We start from the raw sequence: 16,855 nt of genomic DNA on the forward strand, positions 1-16,855 counted from the left end.
CTGCTCCCTGCGTCAGTCTGTCTGGTGTCCATCAGGCGTTGATAAAGTATTTGGTCTGGCTGGGTGCGATCTGAGCAGCAACGGTGTTGTTGTTGTTGGTCATGCTCATATCGCCGAGGCGCGTCACCGGCATCCCCTGCAGGAAATACTTTCCTGACCCCTGCATCGGCTGCATCTGCGCAGAGTGGGTGCCCGAGCAGGTTCCCACCACGCTGCCGCTGTCCACGGTGGTGGTGCGGATCGTCGCCATATTCTGCTGGTTGCTGCCCATCAGAAAGTAGTTCGCCACGTTAGGCACGCCGGTGGCGTTTGGCGCGATATTGGGGCCGGGTGCCGGGATCATCGGGTCACAGCCGGCGAAGCTCAGCCCGCCGGCGTTGTTGTTGGCTGCGGTCATCGTTCACCCCATATGGATCTGAGCGCCGTCGATCTTCAGCACGGCGCTGGCATTGATGGCGGCAAGCTTGCTTTCCAGCCGGTAGCTCTGTTCAGCAGACTGCACAAGGTGTTTTGCCAGCACGGTGTCGCACTGTTCCACCCGCCGCTCGGCGTGAACCGAGCGCTGTTGCAGGTAACGGACGCACTGCTGCAGGTGATCCGCCAGCCAGCGGCAGCTGCGTGAGACCACCGAGAGCCGGTCACTGGTCAGGCTGAGCGCATCACGCGCCTCAATATCCAGCTGCTGCGAGTAAATTTTCATCCTGGGCTGCTGGCTGCTTAGCGTCAGGCAGCGCCCGGCATCGGCGCAGTACAGAAGATCGAGAACGATCAGATTGTCACCCTCTTCAATAAATCTGACCCGATCGCCCACCTCGGGCTGGGTCAGGCAGCTGACGGCAATTTTCAACACCCGATGACGATAACCCGCGATATAGAGCAGCCCGGTTTTATCGGCCTCCAGCGTCGCCAGCCTGGCAATACACTCGGGGGCAGTGGGGGCAACGGGCGCCCCCCCTGGCTGACGGCGGGATAGTTTTCTGAAGCGTGATACTGTTGCGTGATCAGACATAACGACTGACTCCTGAAGGTAGAGAAGGAAATGAGAGGCCGGCGTGCGGCCCCGGTTGGAACTGCGCATACCAGCGATCGATGGCCTGCAGCAGCGGGTCGTCTGGCCTGGCGGGTTCGCCTTCCGGCAGATGGCTGCCGTACAGTCGTGCCGTCGCCAGTTCAGCGGCGTCGGGCCTGTCCAGGCAGGCATCGCGCAGGTCAGCCCGCGTCCAGTCACTGGTGGCCAGCGTACAATGGCTCAACGCAGCCCGCTGCAGATGGGCTGCCGTCAACCGCGCCCCGCGCAGCTGGCACTGCGCCAGTTGCAGATCGGCCCCCTGCACCGCCTGCAGCCCCGTATCGTTGAGCAGGCAGTGCGTCAGACAGGCGGCGCTGAAGATCCCGCCGCTGAAATCACTAGCGGAAAGGTCACAGCCGGTTAACCGGCTCTGGTGGAAACTGATGCCCGGCAGCGTCTGCTGCCGCAGCACGCACGCCTCCAGCTGGCATTTGAACCACACCGGCCCGCGCCCCGGTAGCAGGCTGAAGCGGCAGTGCGCAAAGCGGCTGCTGGCGGCCACCCAGCGGATCAGTGCCAGCGCCTGGAAGTGCCCGTGCTCAAGGGTGCAGTCGCTGAAATTCCAGTCCTCCGCCTGGCCGTTCAGCAGCCGCAGCTGGCTGAGCGTGACCTCAATCAGCGTCCAGTGGGCGGTGTGACACTGCTCCGCGCACAGCAGCTGGCCGCGATCCTGTTGCAGGGTGACGTGGCTCAGCCGGCTTTGCGTCAGCTGCAGGTTTTCCCACCGGCTCTGATGGCTGTAGAGGTGGCTGACCTCCAGCTGATGCAGGCTGACGTTGTTGAGCCGGCACTGAAAGAGATCGCAGCGATCAAAGGATCCGCCGCTGACCCTGACGTCAGTGAACTGGCACCGTTCAAAGCGTACCCCTTCCAGCTGCCACCCCTGCAGGCTCAGCCCGCTAAACTGGCAGTCGGTGACGTGCATATTGCGCCACGCCCCGGCGGGCGGGTTGAGCGGGCTGAAGTGCTGCCCGCTGAGCACGGTCGGGCTCTCCGGCACGCCGGCCAGCGCCGCGTCCGGCGGTTTGCACATCGGGTCCTGCGGCGGTATCTGCGGGTTATCCGTCATACGCTCCCCCGTTTCTTCGGCATCTCCGGGGGCAGCGCAGGCAGACGGGTTGCTCCCTCCAGCAGACAGTCGCTGAACTGCGTGGCCCGGTCGCAGCGGGTTCTGGCCAGGCTCGCGCCAATCAGATTGCAGTCGCGGAAGTGGGCAGCACAAAGATTGGCCCGGTAGAACTGACCCTGCTGCAGGCTGGAGTCAAGCCAGTAGGTGTTTTCCAGCCGGGCATCTTTCCAGCGGCTCCCCGCCATATCACAGCGCAGAAAACGGCTGCCGGTTAACCTGCACCGGTCGAAGTTGCCTTCTTCGACCACGCAGTGTTCCAGCAGGGCTTCGGGCAATATTCCGCCTTTAAAGCCCATTTTCTGCAGCCAGCAGTGAGAAAAGTGAACGCCGGTGAAATCGCCCTCCAGCGCGGCGGTCAGGCTGACCAGCTGACATTCGCTAAACACGCTTTTTTGCCAGTTGCCGCCCAGTAATGACGTGGCCGTGGCCGTGACCCGGGTCATCTGCAGCTGCGCCGCGTCGCACTGGTTAAACAGGCACTGCGTCAGGGTGCTGTGCAGCAGGTGTGCCGCCGGTAACTGACTCTCATCCAGTGAAACGCCCCGCCAGTGATTATCGTGCCAGCGGCTCTGGGTGAGATCGCACTTCACAAACTGGCTGTGGGTCCACTGGCAGTTATCACAGCAGATTTCGCCAACCAGGCAGCGCTCGGCGTTGAAAAATTGTGCGCTGACCTGCTGCCAGTGCGCGCGGCGCAGGTCGCACGCCGTCAGGGTGACATGTTCAAACTGCACCCCCTCCAGCCGGCTGCCCTGCCAGCAGCACTGGTCAAAGCTGCAGTGCTCAAACCGGCATTGCTGCAGCGTGGCCGCCAGAAAACTGACCTGGCTGAAGCGGCAACGGCGGAACGTTTTCCCGTGCAGCTGGCTCAGGGTCAGCGCTGAGAAGCTCTTATCCTCCAGCAGGCTGTGCTGCCGGAGCAGTGACAGGGCGTCAGGCGTACCGGGTAAATGACAGTCGGTAAAATCCCGCGCGGAGAGCGGTGCCGGCCTGGCATGGTCCGCCGCGATCAGCTGTTGGATCTGCTGATAAAATTCACGGGCAATGGCCGGATCCTGCGGGCCGCGCGGGGCTTCAGCTGAATCAGGATGTTGCTCAGCAGAGGCGATCACGTCCAGCGCGGCCCCTTCCGGCATCAGCTCCGGATCGTAGAGGAAACTGAGCGGCGGGGCGTCCGTCGCCGTCCGCCGCGCCACGATCCCGGCGTAGTGCTGCGCGGTACGCGGTGCCTGCACGGCATCGAGACCGGCCATAATCAGGCTCACCGACTCATCCAGAGCATCGTCCAGCGGCAGCCGGCCGGTGAAAATAATTAACGCCAGGTCACTGTCCGGCAACAGCCACAGCGTCTTACGTTCCAGCCTGACCGGCTCGACGGGCCTGTCGCCATAGCGCGCCAGCACCACGGCCCGAACCGCAGGCAGCGTGCAGTTTACCTCGCTGTCATTACTGAAACCGGTCAGCGTTACGGCGACATCGTCAGGCCACTCCGGCGCGTTCAGCCACTGTTCGGCTGCGGCCATCTGGAAGTAACGCGGATCGATGCCGTCCGGTAAGCCGGGAAAAACCGTATCGCGGTAAGCGGCGCCGTTCATCTCCGCCCGTACCGGCTGCAGGTAGATATCGCGCTCAGGGAAATGATGGGGTACCGGCGTGGCCGCGGCCAGCTTAGACGCCAGCGGTGTACCGGCGAGTTCGATATTGGCCAGCGGTTTACCGGCCGGGTTGAGCCTGCCATCGTCACCGCACCACCCCTGAGGGTGATCGAGCGGCATCCGGGTAAACGCTTCAGGGCTGAGGCGCCCGGCGTCGCGATCGCCAACGATATGCCAGCTTTTTCTCAGCCGCCCCACCGCGATGCTCACCTCGGCGTGCGTGGCGGGAGGATCGCGCAACACCTGGCCTGCCAGCAGATATTCCGCATGCGGTTTCGGCTCGGCGCAGTCGAGCACTGACATCATGTGCGGCGCACTGTTCCAGGCGTGCCAGATTTTTGCCTCGGTGGCAAACTGGTCAGGGCGGCTGAGGTAGCACCCTGCTACCACGCTGATCCCCAGAAAACTTTCCTGACCGATCTGATAGCCCGACTTCAGCACAATCAGCTGCTGCGGTTTAATGATTCTCATCGCTTTACCCTTCCTTAGTTCGACATTTTCACGCCGACGGTTTGCATGCTGGCACCGCTCACAGAGACGCCGACACCGGTGGTGGTGATACTCGAACCGGTGGTCACAATGCTTGAGCCGATATTGGTGATATTTGAGCCATTGTTCATAAACACGGAACCGGTGAAGTTCACCCATGAACCTAACATTTGTACCAGTGAGCCGTAGAACATGGTGCTGGCCCCGGTCATGACCACCTCGGTGCCGGTCATCGACGATGACACGCCGGTGAAGGCGGTTCCTTCCCCGAGAAACGAGGTGGAGCTGGCGGTGAAATTGCTGGCATCGCCGATCACGGCGGTTGAGCTGCCGGTACAGCTGCTGTTACAGCCGGTTAAACTGATACTGTTGCCGGTGGCAGAAAGGCTCTGACCAATCACCGCACTGCTTATCCCGGTAAAAGAGGTCCCGCTCCCCGTGACAGAGAGAGTGTTTCCGGTCATTGAAACCGCGTTGCCCGTCAGCGCTGCCTGATTACCGGTTGCGGTAACATTGTTGCCGGTCAGCCCGATGGCGTTAGCTTTGTAAGAAACGGCGTTCTGCAGCTGTTCCGTCAGCGTGCGGGTGACCACCTGATAGAGATCCTGCCCGACGTCGCTGACGCTGTTGCGCTCAACCGAGGTGTGCAGATCGCGCTCTGCGTGCATCATTACCCGTTCACCGCCGCGCTTATCATCAAACGTCAGCTGGCTGGCATGCTGCGGCTGGCCAAACTTCAGCGAGCGCGAAACCAGGCCGCTGTAGTTGATCTGCTCCGGCAGCCGGTAAGGGGGCGGGTTATCACCGTTGTAGACGATGCCGGTCACTACCGGCCGGTCAGGTGAGCCGTCAAGATAGGTGATCAGCACTTCCTGCCCGACGCGCGGCATCGCCAGCACGCCCCAGCCTTTGCCCGCCCAGGCCTGCACCACCCGCATCCAGCATGAGCAGTCCTCCTCACGGCTCTTGTCACGGTCCCAGTGAAAATGCACGCGGATGCGCCCGTGTTTGTCGGTGTGCACTTCGGACTCAGCCGGGCCGACCACGGTGGCACTGTGCAAACCGGGCATCTGTGGCCGTGGCGTGACGCGGGGCGGCCGCCAGGCGATGTCGTCATTTATCGCGATAAAACGGCAGATGACGTTGCGCCCCTGGCTGCTGCTGTCCGGCCCGTCCTGAATAAAGTCATAGTCGCAGCGCAGCAGTTTGTAGCCGCGGTTGCGCTGCGGGTCAGGGTGCAGCGAGAGCGCAAAACGGCGGGCGGGCCGCAGGCCCGTGGCGTTGCTTTCGCCGTTGAGCAGCAGGCCCTGGGCCTGCAGTTCCTGCAGGCGTATCTGCGCCAGCCGTTCGCCCCGTTCGGTATCCCGGTAACCCGTGGCATAGTCATACCACTGCAGCGGCGTCTCCGGCAGCCGGTTGTCCTGCTGTTCGGCCCGGGTTTGCAGGTTATTGCGCGGATTGAGATAGTCAAAATCACGCAGGACAATCTCATTCGGGCTGACCCTGCGCTGGCGACGAATGCGCTGAATGCCTTCGCGAATGGCGCGCCCCTCTTCGCCGTCGGGGATGTAGCTCAGCGCCTGCCAGGGGGCATCCAGCAGGGGCCAGGTCTGCCGGTCCTGGATCACCAGCGTGTGGCGATCCTCGCCGTGTTCCGTCACGTAACTGATGCCTTCATCCTCCAGCAGGCGGCTGACGAAATCGAAGTCACTTTCGGAAAACTGCACGCAGTACTCCCGCGGCGGATAGGTGCCTTCCAGCTCGAAGCGGTAATCCGCCGCGCCATAACGCGAGAAAATCTGCGTGACAATGTCAGGCACGTTCAGATTCTGGAAGATCCGGCAGTTGCGGTTCTGCTGCAGAAACCACGGCCAGCCACTCAGCCTGAACTGATAAACAAAATGCGTGCCCTGCTGCCCGCGATCGGCCCCGGCGATAATCCAGGCATTAAACGGCCGCCGCCTGCCGCCGGGCAACTCAACGGAGACGGTGACCTTCTTACCCAGCAGCGGGTCGAAATCGACCTCCGCGCTGCGGCACTCGACGTCCAGAGAGTACGCGGCATTCGCGGACATCCCCTCCTCTACCTTAAAACTGAGCGGGTAGGCGTCCAGCGCGTTCAGCTCATCACTTACGATTTCAAGCAAAGACATACAACCTCCTTGTACAGGGTGATGCGGTTCAGACGAAATGCAGCGTCAGGCAGTCGTCTTCGATACTCAGTTGAATTTCGTGCAATACCTGCCGGGTGCGCTGGCGTTGCAGTAGCTCAAGGCCGATCGGCGGCAGCACCGTCTGTTGCAGTAATCCCTCGACGGCACGCCCGCTGGACGGATGCTGTCGGGCGCGGGCCGTCAGCCAGTCCATGACGTCTGCCGCCACCGTCAGCCGGGTTCCGGCCCCGGCACCGGCCGTCAGCCGGGCGTCGAGTGCGTCCAGCTGGTAGCGGACAATCGCCCGCAGAGCCTCGTCGCTGAGCGGCAGATACGGGATCAGGGTCATTCGCGCCAGCAACGCCGGAGAGAACACCCGGCTAAGCGCCTGATGGACCCGCGGCCGCAGCGTGGACAGCGTGAGCGACTGTTCGGCGGCGGCGGCCTCAATTTCATCACCGCCGGCATTGCAGGTCAGCAGGAAGAAGCAGTGGCGGAAGCTGATCTGCCGCCCTTCCCCATCCTCCATCAGCCCTTTATCAAACACCTGGTAAAACAGGTCATGAATATCCGGGTGCGCTTTTTCAAACTCATCCAGCAGGACAACTGACCAGGGTTTACGCCTGACCGCCTCGGTTAGCTTTCCTCCTTTGCCGTAGCCGATATAGCCTGGCGGCGCACCTTTCAGCGTGGAGACGCTGTGCGCTTCCTGAAATTCACTCATGTTAAAGGCGATCAGATTATGGCTTCCGCCATAAATCGCCTGGGCCAGCGCGTGGGCGGTTTCCGTTTTCCCGGTGCCGGTTGGCCCGGCCAGCAGAAAGACCCCTGACGGGCGTTCCGGCGACTGCAACCCTGCCCGCGAAACCCGTATCGCCTGAGCCAGCTGCCGTACTGCCGCAGGCTGGCCAAAGATCTGCGCCTCCAGCCGTGATTCCAGCTGAAGCACGTTGTCGATGTCGCTCTGCAACATGCGCCCGGAGGGGATACCGGTCCAGTCGGACAGCACGTCGGCAATCACCCGCTCATCCACCCACGGGGAGATCAGCGGCGTTTCGTTCAGCCCGTCCGACAGTTCCGCCAGCGCTGGCTCTGCCCCTTCCTGCTGCCTGGCACGGTAGCGCTGGAGGATCTGCTGCTCCTGCTGATGCTGCTGGCGCAGGCTGTCCAGCCGTTGCCGGCACGCAGACTGTCGCTGTTGCAGCGCCGCCAGCCGTGGTTCTTTCTCCTCCGCCGCCAGCGGTTCCTGCTGCAGATTGTCGCTTTCCCGCCGCAGCGCATCCCGTTCGGCCAGGGCGTCACTAATAGCGTAAGGTTGCCCGTGCTGGCTGAGGGCAACCCGCACGCAGGCGGTGTCCAGCAGGGCAATCGCCTTATCGGGCAGCTGCCGCGCGGGAAGATTGCGCTGTGACAGGCGCACCGCCGCCAGCAGCGCGGATTCGCGGATCGACACCTCATGAAAGGCGGAAAATTTCGGCGCGATGGCGCGCAGCATGGCGACCGCGCGGGCTTCATCAGGTTCACTGACCAGCACGGTCTGAAAACGGCGGGTCAGCGCGGCGTCCGGCTCAATAAACTGCTTATATTCCGACCAGGTAGTGGCCCCAATCATCCTCAGCTCGCCGCGCGCCAGCATCGGCTTGAGCAGATTCACCGCATCACCGGTTCCGGCCTGCCCCCCCGCACCGACCAGGCTGTGCGCCTCATCACAGAACAGCACCACCGGGCTGCCGGAAGCACGGATGGCATCCAGCAGCGCGCAGATTCTGGCTTCAAACTCCCCGCGCGCCGTGGCACCCGCCTGCAGGCTGCCGAGATCCAGCGACAGCAGGCGCGCCCCCTGCAGGCGTGGCGGCACCTGGCCGCTGACGATCTGGCTGGCCAGCGCCTCGACCACCGCCGTTTTGCCCACGCCCGCCTCGCCCACCAGCATCGGGTTGTTCTGCCGCCGGCGCTGCAGAATATCGATCAGCTGGCGCAGTTCCTGCTCACGACCGATGACCGGATCAATCTCACCTCTGGCGGCCTGGGCGGTCAGATCGGCACACCAGCGGGTGAGCACGGCGCTCTCTGCCCCTGCGTCTGCGGCCGCGGGCGGCGGGCTGACCGACAACGGGTCAGCGTTCACCTGCTCAATGGAGCAGGCAATAATCGCCGGATAGTCGTCAAAAATTTTGGGCAGCGGCAGCTTTTTGAACTCATCGCAGAGTCGGTACAACACGCGCTGCAGCGCCGGATCCTGCAGGATACCCAGCAGAATATGGGCGGTGCGCACCGGGCCACCGGCCGGGTTAAGCTGGCTGACCACCACCCCGTGCTCTACCGCACGGATCAGGCTGGCTGACAGGTCGCTCACCGTCCCCTCGCGGTTTGGCTGAGTGTGCAGGATCTTCTTCAGCGCGTTCGCCACCCGTGACTGGCTGACCTCACAGGCGTTGAACAGCAGCGGGATATCACCGCGATCCTCGCTGACCAGCACGCTTAGCCAGTGCTCCAGCTCCACGGTCTCGTGGCGGAAACTGCGGCACAGCCGGGTTGCGTCAACAAAGGTTGCCCTGGCAAACGCTCCCAACAGGGAAAACAGACGTTCTCGCTGATACACCTTTAACCTTCCTTATTTCAGGTTGTCGAATACCAGACAGGCTGGGAGACGATCTTTTCCCTGGCCTGCAACCAGCCGCTGCGCCCCGCACGCCCCTGCCCCAGACGGCAGGCCATCGCAGGTGAGGTGCGGATCAGCAGCACAATATCCATCACGTACCGGTGGCGGAAAAAAGCCCGGCAGCAGTGCGCCAGAGAGAGCAATGCCGGTGCCCCGCGTTGAAATGTCGAATACTCGCTGGCGTCCAGCGGGCCAATATCTATCCGCACGGCGTGCTGCGCATCATAGAAACGCCTTCCGAGTCGGGTGGCGCCCAGCAGGTTGCCCACCGGATGAACGCCAGGCTCATCGCCAATCCACCTGCCCTGTCGGGTGCGCACCCGCACCGGGACGGAGAAGTAGTGGGTCAGCATCCGTTGCAACTCCGCTACCGAACCCCGCCCCGGCAGCCACGCGCCGGGCCAGGCCAGGCGCAGACGGCTCAGGTGAGTTTCCAGAGGCTGGGCCGCCGGTATCCCGGCGACCATCCGCAGGCGGCGGTCAAACCGGTTCTGCTCCGGCGGGCGATCGTGCCCGACTATCGGGTTAAGCTGGCTCCATGCGCGGTAAAAAAACAGCGCCAGCCGCTGGCTGAAAATCGCCATAAAGGCCTCAAAGGCCCGGTTGCGCTGTGAAAAGGCCTCTGCATGCGCGTGTTCGGTGACGTACAGGGGTAACGGGCCGTATGGCGCAAAAAAACCAAAGCAGCGGGTGATCACCTCCAGCCGGCCGTCGTTTATCTGTACATCCGCCACCTCACGCGGGGCGAACGCCGCGTCTGCCCGCTGGGTAATGCGTATGCGCGACAACGAGCCATCGCGACTCTGCCCCAGCTGCGGCTCGCCGCCGCAGAGATGTTCAAATTCCCGCAGCAGGGCGAAAAAGTCCTGGCTGGCACTGAGCGCGCTCCACGCCTCTGGCTTAGCCGACACGGTCGTTCTCCCAGCTGATTTGCGGCTCGCCATCGAGAGAGAGCGTCATGCGCAGCGTCTGACTTAGCTCACAGTACTGGCTCAGCGCATGATGGATCACCGCCGCGAAGACCACCGCACCGTGATCGGCATGATGGTCGCGCCGCAGGTTGAGCGCGATCTCTGCCCCGCGGGTCCAGGCCAGCGGCCCCGCCCCGCGATAGCGCTCAAAGCGGTGGCCGATCGCGCTGTGCTCAATGCTGTCCAGACGGCGTTGATGGGTGGGCTGCAGGGGATCGGCAAACAGCATCAGCCACTCCTTCAGTAAGGCAGAGCAGTCCGCCACCTGCGGCCGGGCATAGTGCAGCGGGTTAACGGCCAGCAGCTGTAACGCCTGCCAGCTCTTATCCGCTGGCGGCACCGCCTGTGGGCTGGAGGGATGACGAATAATCTCTGTCTGATGCACCGGCAACGTCTGTTGCAGCTGGAACACCGGCTGTTGTAACCCGGCCGGGATCAGATGCCGTTCGCAGACCAGCGCCTCCACCGCCAGCGCTTTCAGCGCGTGCGCTGGTCCACTGGCTTCCCCCATCGAGAGCGCGATAAAAAGTTCTTCTTCCGGTAACCCGCTGTTGTGATAGCGCGATGCGCGTGGCTCACGCCGACGGCGTAACGACCAGACGGCCGGAATGCCCGGCTGATGATAACGGCGATCGCCCTGCGGTGAGGCCAGCGGGATCGGTTCCCCCTGCGGGTTCACGCCCTGTACCTGACACAGGCTGTGAACGTCGTAAAGCGACGCGTTCAACCGGTCGACAATCAGCGGATGTTCAACGCGATCGTGGTTGAGTAATACCGGGTCACAGCGACGGCGGTACAGGTTAATCACCGGCGTGGCAAACAGGGCGAAATCGGCTGCACCAATCTGGTTCAGCAGCGTCACCACCTTCCGATCGAGCAGAATAAACAGTTCAAACTCCCGCGCCTGCCGGCACTCACTGAGGAAAGGCTGCAACCCGGCGATATCAACACGGCAGAACAGGCCGGGTGCGGCAAAGTACTCGCGCAGGATCCGGCAGCCCGGCAGCTCGCCCGTGACCTGCGGCAGCAGTGAATCCTCATCACCCAGCCCGCCCAGACGTAATGCGCTGGCGGGCAGTTCTGCAACCTTTGTCTGCCGGTCGCAGGTCGCCCAGGCGACTATTTTTTGCGTGTGCAGCAGGATCAGCGAGAGCAGCTGGCTGGCTTTGACCTGGTGACCGGCCAGCGTCAGTTGCAGCGGTGAAAATCTCAGCTGTGAGACGGCAACCACGCCCCGGGTGCTGAGCCGGATGCGCAGGTGGGACTGACTGAGCTGAAAATGGCGTGCCACCCCTTCAGGCAGGGACGCGGGGGCCAGCAGCGCGTAGCTGGCTTCCTCAATCACCACCGGCTGAAGATGCAGCGATGTGCCGGTTGAGAAGGTTGCCGTCCTGCCGTGCAGTGACGGATCGCTTAACACCACCTTACTGCCGCGAGGCAGCGTGGTGTGCGTGTCCCACTGCGGATAAGTCAGATCGGGACGAATGGCGATCAGCGCCATTGAGGGCACCGGAGCCGACCAGTAGGGTGCCAGCCGGGCCAGCATATTGAGCGCGAACTCAGGCTGCTCATAATTCAGGCGCTGCTGAACGCGGGTGCTGAGAAAGGCTGCGCCCTCCAGCAGTCGCTCAACAAAAGGATCGCGTACCCCGTCATGATGCATCCCCAGATGCCTGGCGACCTGCGGATTTTCACGTGAGAACTGCTCACCGGCCTGCAGGAAGTAACAGAGTTCATCGTTGTACAGGGCTAAAAAGTCGTCGTCGGGCATGATTTTCGCCTCAAATAACCTGAATGGCACCACATGAGTAATCCAGCGCAATGCGTAAATTGATGACCGTGGCGTCTTGTGGAACGGCCAGAACGCCGCTGATATCAAATAAGATCGCCAGTGCCAGCGTTTGTCGCGTTTCAAATACCGGCTTCACGGTAATTCTCACCGGATCAAGACGCGGCTCGAACGTCACCAGGATGCGATGTATGTGTCTGGCCAACGCCGATACATTTTCACTGATCGGGATCTGTTTACTCAGCGAAGGCAGTCCGTAATTGATCACCGAGCCTGCGCAGAATGAGTAATGTTCTAACGATAACGTGCCGCTGCGCGTGGCATCATTCAGCAGTCTTTCAATATCACGCAGCAATATTTCCCGCCACCCCGCCATATTCATGGCCACAGGTAGCGTGCTGAGCTTATCGAATAACGCAGGCCGTGATATTATCATTGTATTTTCCTTTATCCTGGCCACCCGTAAACGGGCAGCCAGGGAGCGGATTAGATTTTTATATTCCGCTTAAGATCATAGCCGGACTGGATAACGGCCCCCATACTTCCGTCATTATTCTGCTCCTTATATTCAATCTCTATCCTGGCAAAATTAAGCCTGATCAGATCGGTTGGCAAAACCGTATCGACCTTGTGAATATACATAGGATCAATAGGCATATTACCCACGGTTTTATAGGACGACACCAGGCAGTTGCTGAACACCACCGTGAGGAAGTCCTGCTGACCCTGACCGGATTTACGGCAGACCAGCCGGGCTTTTTCAATATGCGCCCCCGTTGCACACATCAGAAAGAGTTTGGGGGAGGATTTGTTATTGATCATGCGAAATTCAAAATCTTTCATTTCAACTTTTCCTGCTCCACCGCCGCTGCCCATTCCCCAGCGGCCGGCATTCTCTTCTGACCACTGCCAGGCATCAAGCTGGATCCAGCCACGATAATGTTCATCAGGCGATTCACCATCAACGCCATCTATTTTTAAAAAATAATCAACTAACGCTGCCATCTTAATCTCCTTGATTGCGTTACGCCGGTTTGTACCGGCAGATATCCGGATAAAAATGCACAGTGCAGAACGCCAGGATTTTGTGCTTTAACGCACTATCCGGCTTTCATCACTCTGATTCATTTTCATCTTTTCCCATCCATGTTGGCAGAGGGAAGTCTGGACACTAACCGTAATGAAACGGTCATGCCTTCTAACTGGTAATGGGGGCGCAAATAAAAATGCGCACGATAATATCCCGGATCGTCAGCCACCTCTTCCACGCTGACTTCCGCTGCGGCGAGAGGGCGGCGAGCTTTGGTAGTTTCGGTAGATACTGTAGGATCGCCGTCAACATAATTCATCAGCCAGTCATTCAGCCACAACTGCATATCATCGCGAGAGCGAAATGATCCTATTTTGTCCCTGACAATACATTTCAGATAGTGGGCAAAACGGCAGGTGGCAAAAATATAGGGCAATCGCGATGATAACTTCGCATTCGCCGTCGCATCATCATTTTCATAGCGCCTGGGCGCATGCAGCGTGCATGAACCAATGAAAGCGGCAAAGTCAGAGTGTTTACGGTAAACCAGCGGCAGAAATCCCGCATCCGACAGCTCCTGTTCCCGCCGGTCAGAAATAGCGACTTCGGTGGGACACGTCAGTTCATAACCGCCCTCCTCCGAGGGAAAGGCATACGCCGGTAGCTCTTCCACCGCGCCGCCGGATTCGATGCCGCGAATTCTTGAGCACCAGCCATATTCATGGAAGGCCCGGTTGATGTTCAGCGCCATGGCATAGGCCGAGTTGGCCCAGCAGAAATCGTCACTCTGCTCGGGGCGAACCACTTCTTCAAAAGAAAACGCCTCTACCGGATTGGTTTTGGCCCCGTAAGGCTGGCGGGCCAGGAAGCGGGGCAGCGTCAGCACCAGATAGCGCGCGTCGTTGCTTTCCCGCAATCGTCGCCATGCCGCATATTCCGGCGTGGTAAAAATCTTGCCAATATCCCGCGGGTTGCCCAGTTCGGCCCATTTGTTCATCTGCAGCAGCGCCGGTGACGCCGCAGCAATAAACGGGCAGTGCGCAGCGGCGGCAATTTTGGCAATTTCACTCAGCAGCGACACGCCAATCGGGCTGTGATCGAACGGGTAATCGCCCACCAGACAGCCAAAGGGTTCACCGCCAAACTGCCCATACTCATTTTCATAGATCTGTTTGAAAATCGGGCTCTGATCCCAGGCCGTACCCCGGTAGCGGCTGAGCGTGCTCATGAGTTCCTGCTGAGTAATATTAAGAACACGGATTTTCTGTGTTTCATTAACATTCGTATTATCAACAAGATAGCTAAGACCGCGCCATGCCGCCTCCAGTTTTTGAAAAGCCGGCTGATGAATGATCAGGTTCATCTGCTGTGACAGCTTCTCGTCGATTTCAGCAATCAAACGCTCGAGGGTGAAAATCACGTCTTTGCTGACCCTGACCTGGCTTCGGCTCACGTAGTCCGACAGGGTGCCGATCGCACTGCGTACCGCCAGCGATGCTTCCTGCGTGCGTGGGCGAAAGCTCTTTTTCAACAGCGCGTCCAGCTCATCGCCGACGTCTACGGGTTCATCATATTCACGCCGATCGTGACTGAGATGTTCAGCCAGCGGATTAGTCTCTGTCATTGCCCTTCCCCTTCCTCTGTCCTACTGCCTGGATCCGGCTCGCCTTCGCCCTCACTGAAGATATCCGCGCCTTTTACGATCAGATCGTTAAGAAAATCGGGACGTTCTAACAGATTTTTTACCACCTCTTCCGCGCTGGCTTTCCCGTCCATATAGGTGATCAGCTGGGAAAAATGTTCACGGGCCTGCAGCAGTGCCGCCATCTGTGGAATGCGCCGTGCCAGTTCTGCGGGAGAAAAGTCCTCCATGGATTCGAATTCCAGATCGATATCGATCAGGTCATCGCCCTCACTCAGCGTATTTTCCACGTAGAATTGCAAATGGGGTTTTATTGCCCGCATGCGGTCATTAAAATTATCCTGATCGAAGGTCAGAAATTTACGTTTTTCAATAGCAGGCAGATCGGTTTTACGATTACCGGAAAGATCGGACATGATACCGGTGACAAAAGGTAGCTCGATCTTCTTTTGCGAACCATAAAGCTCAACGTCATACTCAATCTGAACGCGGGGTGCATTGTTCTTGCCGATAAACTTTTGTGAATCAGTATCCCTGGCCATCAGCCTCTCCTCGGTATTTTATTTATTACCAATAAACTGCTGTAACGTCGACAGTGAGTCCGGCAGCATATCTTCAACGATCGCTAAAAAATCCATACCGATCATTTTTTGCGACCGCCGAATCAGCACCGGTGCCGGATGACCCGGCTCACACCGTTCAAAATAGTCGATAACTTTATCCAGCATGATAATCACATCCTGACGACTCGAAAAACCGTCTGGCGTGAGTGCTGGCAAACTCTGACTTTCCAATAAAACCGCGTCGTCATCACTACTTGCAGTGATATGAGCTATTTTATTCCGCAGGACATCAATCCATTCCAGCAGCAACCGACAATCCAGTTGATATCCTTCGTTATCCTTATTGACCAAAAACTCTATGTTTTTCAGCGAACCATGAATCAGCAGCAGCTGCTCTGATAACGCCGGCAGTCCGGCCTGATGGTAGACTTCATTTACCTGAGAAACAGCGGATACAATTTGTGAATAACTCAATTCCGTACTGTCGGATGAGAGTCCGCGTGAAAAAATATCATCATAAGATAATCCTCCCCCAGGGATTAACTGACTCTTTTTTATCAGGCTCAGGCACGGTACTGATGAAATCCAGCTCAGCGCTGCGGCTCCATCACCATTGAGTAACAGCGTCTTATCCTCAGCGACTTCCGTTATTGACAGGTCAAGAAGATAATGTTCTATTTTTTTTATACTCTCAAAGAGTACGATCCCACCGCGCAGATTCAACTCCGCACGAAGTAACCAGAGTTCAACCCGCAGGTCAAAATTTTTTGATATTAAGTGACTGCAGTTATCTCTGATTTTATACCAGTCAAACTTTTCTTCCGGAAGCGTATAGCCCAGAGGATCGTCGATTTCATCGAATTTAGCCAGAGATAATTCAACATCAACATAGAGTGGGTCAAACTTGATATCTTCATTCGGTCCGTAAGAAGAAGCGCAATCATCCATAATTCTACCCTCAGCGTGGATTAGCAGTACTTTTTCTGTCACAGGGGCATGCATAGCTCGTCCTTGTATAAATCACCTTATCAAACAGAATTAATTAACATCCAATTGTTTGTGAGAATTAATCAGCACTCAATTATAGATTTCAGCTATCAATAAATTGATATCGATCGTCAAAAGCAATAAGCATTATTAACGGTTCATTTAAGTTTTTTCATGTCATCGTTTTTACTAAAAAACCACCTGTTAAAATCGTATAATTACTTCGATAAAAACATTTTTTAATCAAATATGATTATAATCATAATATTTGTTAACTAAAAATAAGGTTTTTCCGTAAGTTAAAATCATTAAAAAAAATGAATCCTCATTTTCTGGCTACAATTGCAGCAGTGAAATCTTTTTTTTGCAAATGCAGTATAAAAATTTTGGACATGTTGAAATCATTGAAAAAATGATTTTTATCGGGCGTTAATGTGATAAATACAGAACGGCAGTGAGTATAACATCATGTTTTTAAACAATATATTTTCCATGAGCTTTTTTTAACTTCAGGAGAGATGCTCTTCCGGTGACCGGATGTTTTACGATAAGCGTTAATTCCCGTCCGACAAAATCCCTCAGCTTTGCTGAATTCATAAGTAAAATGAATCATTCGCCACGTACCCTCACCCTTCACGTGGATAGAGTATTAACTGAAAAAACTGTTACCTGCGCAGAAATGCTCATACCCGGCGTGCCCGAGCATGAGTCAGAAA

The 16,855-nt window shown here is 58.2% G+C and carries 13 protein-coding genes; all 13 read right to left on the reverse strand.

Features of this window, described 5'->3' with window-relative positions; all coding sequences use genetic code 11:
• Positions 1–31: 31 nt before the first annotated feature.
• Positions 32–397, reverse strand: a complete 366-nt coding sequence (locus GKQ23_RS13240) for a PAAR-like domain-containing protein (protein WP_212408482.1) — start codon at positions 395–397, stop codon at positions 32–34.
• 3 nt (positions 398–400) lie between these two features.
• A complete protein-coding gene (locus GKQ23_RS13245; protein ID WP_212408483.1) occupies positions 401–1,009 on the reverse strand; it encodes a DUF3540 domain-containing protein in 609 nt (202 codons plus the stop codon).
• Entirely contained in the window at positions 1,002–2,138 is a 1,137-nt protein-coding gene (locus GKQ23_RS13250; RefSeq protein ID WP_212408484.1) for a pentapeptide repeat-containing protein, read from the reverse strand. The genes GKQ23_RS13245 and GKQ23_RS13250 overlap by 8 nt, the downstream gene beginning before the upstream one ends.
• Entirely contained in the window at positions 2,135–4,324 is a 2,190-nt protein-coding gene (locus GKQ23_RS13255) for a pentapeptide repeat-containing protein (RefSeq protein WP_212408485.1), read from the reverse strand. The genes GKQ23_RS13250 and GKQ23_RS13255 overlap by 4 nt, the downstream gene beginning before the upstream one ends.
• 14 nt (positions 4,325–4,338) lie before the next feature.
• Positions 4,339–6,495 (reverse strand): type VI secretion system Vgr family protein, encoded by a 2,157-nt coding sequence (locus GKQ23_RS13260; protein ID WP_212408486.1) that lies wholly within the window; start codon positions 6,493–6,495, stop codon positions 4,339–4,341.
• A 28-nt stretch (positions 6,496–6,523) separates the two neighbouring features.
• The gene (gene tssH, locus GKQ23_RS13265; RefSeq protein WP_212408487.1) at positions 6,524–9,097 is read right to left on the reverse strand and encodes a type VI secretion system ATPase TssH; all 2,574 of its coding nucleotides are present in this window, start codon (positions 9,095–9,097) and stop codon (positions 6,524–6,526) included.
• 17 nt (positions 9,098–9,114) lie between these two features.
• Complete coding sequence (gene tssG, locus GKQ23_RS13270; protein WP_212408488.1) at positions 9,115–10,068, reverse strand: type VI secretion system baseplate subunit TssG; 954 nt, start codon at positions 10,066–10,068, stop codon at positions 9,115–9,117.
• Positions 10,058–11,899 (reverse strand): type VI secretion system baseplate subunit TssF, encoded by a 1,842-nt coding sequence (gene tssF / locus GKQ23_RS13275; RefSeq protein ID WP_212408489.1) that lies wholly within the window; start codon positions 11,897–11,899, stop codon positions 10,058–10,060. The genes tssG and tssF overlap by 11 nt, the downstream gene beginning before the upstream one ends.
• A 10-nt stretch (positions 11,900–11,909) precedes the next feature.
• Entirely contained in the window at positions 11,910–12,353 is a 444-nt protein-coding gene (locus tag GKQ23_RS13280; RefSeq protein ID WP_212408490.1) for a type VI secretion system baseplate subunit TssE, read from the reverse strand.
• A gap of 50 nt (positions 12,354–12,403) precedes the next feature.
• Positions 12,404–12,922, reverse strand: coding sequence for a type VI secretion system tube protein Hcp (locus tag GKQ23_RS13285; RefSeq protein WP_056242405.1), 519 nt, complete (start codon positions 12,920–12,922; stop codon positions 12,404–12,406).
• Between the two features lie 125 nt (positions 12,923–13,047).
• Complete coding sequence (gene tssC, locus GKQ23_RS13290; protein WP_082502405.1) at positions 13,048–14,571, reverse strand: type VI secretion system contractile sheath large subunit; 1,524 nt, start codon at positions 14,569–14,571, stop codon at positions 13,048–13,050.
• On the reverse strand, positions 14,568–15,131 hold the full coding sequence (tssB, locus tag GKQ23_RS13295; RefSeq protein WP_212408491.1) for a type VI secretion system contractile sheath small subunit: 564 nt from the start codon (positions 15,129–15,131) through the stop codon (positions 14,568–14,570). The genes tssC and tssB overlap by 4 nt, the downstream gene beginning before the upstream one ends.
• 18 nt (positions 15,132–15,149) lie before the next feature.
• The gene (locus GKQ23_RS13300) at positions 15,150–16,154 is read right to left on the reverse strand and encodes an ImpA family type VI secretion system protein (protein WP_212408492.1); all 1,005 of its coding nucleotides are present in this window, start codon (positions 16,152–16,154) and stop codon (positions 15,150–15,152) included.
• Positions 16,155–16,855: the final 701 nt, after the last annotated feature.

This window comes from Erwinia sp. E602, from assembly GCF_018141005.1.
Taxonomy (GTDB): domain Bacteria; phylum Pseudomonadota; class Gammaproteobacteria; order Enterobacterales; family Enterobacteriaceae; genus Erwinia.

What these genes read in the sequence shown, in the direction of transcription:
- GKQ23_RS13240 (WP_212408482.1), bottom strand. Translation starts at nt 397, where the DNA reads ATGACCGCAGCCAACAACAACGCCGGCGGGCTGAGCTTCGCCGGCTGT.
- GKQ23_RS13245 (WP_212408483.1), bottom strand. Translation starts at nt 1,009, where the DNA reads ATGTCTGATCACGCAACAGTATCACGCTTCAGAAAACTATCCCGCCGT.
- GKQ23_RS13250 (WP_212408484.1), bottom strand. Translation starts at nt 2,138, where the DNA reads ATGACGGATAACCCGCAGATACCGCCGCAGGACCCGATGTGCAAACCG.
- GKQ23_RS13255 (WP_212408485.1), bottom strand. Translation starts at nt 4,324, where the DNA reads ATGAGAATCATTAAACCGCAGCAGCTGATTGTGCTGAAGTCGGGCTAT.
- GKQ23_RS13260 (WP_212408486.1), bottom strand. Translation starts at nt 6,495, where the DNA reads ATGTCTTTGCTTGAAATCGTAAGTGATGAGCTGAACGCGCTGGACGCC.
- tssF (WP_212408489.1), bottom strand. Translation starts at nt 11,899, where the DNA reads ATGCCCGACGACGACTTTTTAGCCCTGTACAACGATGAACTCTGTTAC.
- GKQ23_RS13280 (WP_212408490.1), bottom strand. Translation starts at nt 12,353, where the DNA reads ATGATAATATCACGGCCTGCGTTATTCGATAAGCTCAGCACGCTACCT.
- GKQ23_RS13285 (WP_056242405.1), bottom strand. Translation starts at nt 12,922, where the DNA reads ATGGCAGCGTTAGTTGATTATTTTTTAAAAATAGATGGCGTTGATGGT.
- tssC (WP_082502405.1), bottom strand. Translation starts at nt 14,571, where the DNA reads ATGACAGAGACTAATCCGCTGGCTGAACATCTCAGTCACGATCGGCGT.
- tssB (WP_212408491.1), bottom strand. Translation starts at nt 15,131, where the DNA reads ATGGCCAGGGATACTGATTCACAAAAGTTTATCGGCAAGAACAATGCA.
- GKQ23_RS13300 (WP_212408492.1), bottom strand. Translation starts at nt 16,154, where the DNA reads ATGCATGCCCCTGTGACAGAAAAAGTACTGCTAATCCACGCTGAGGGT.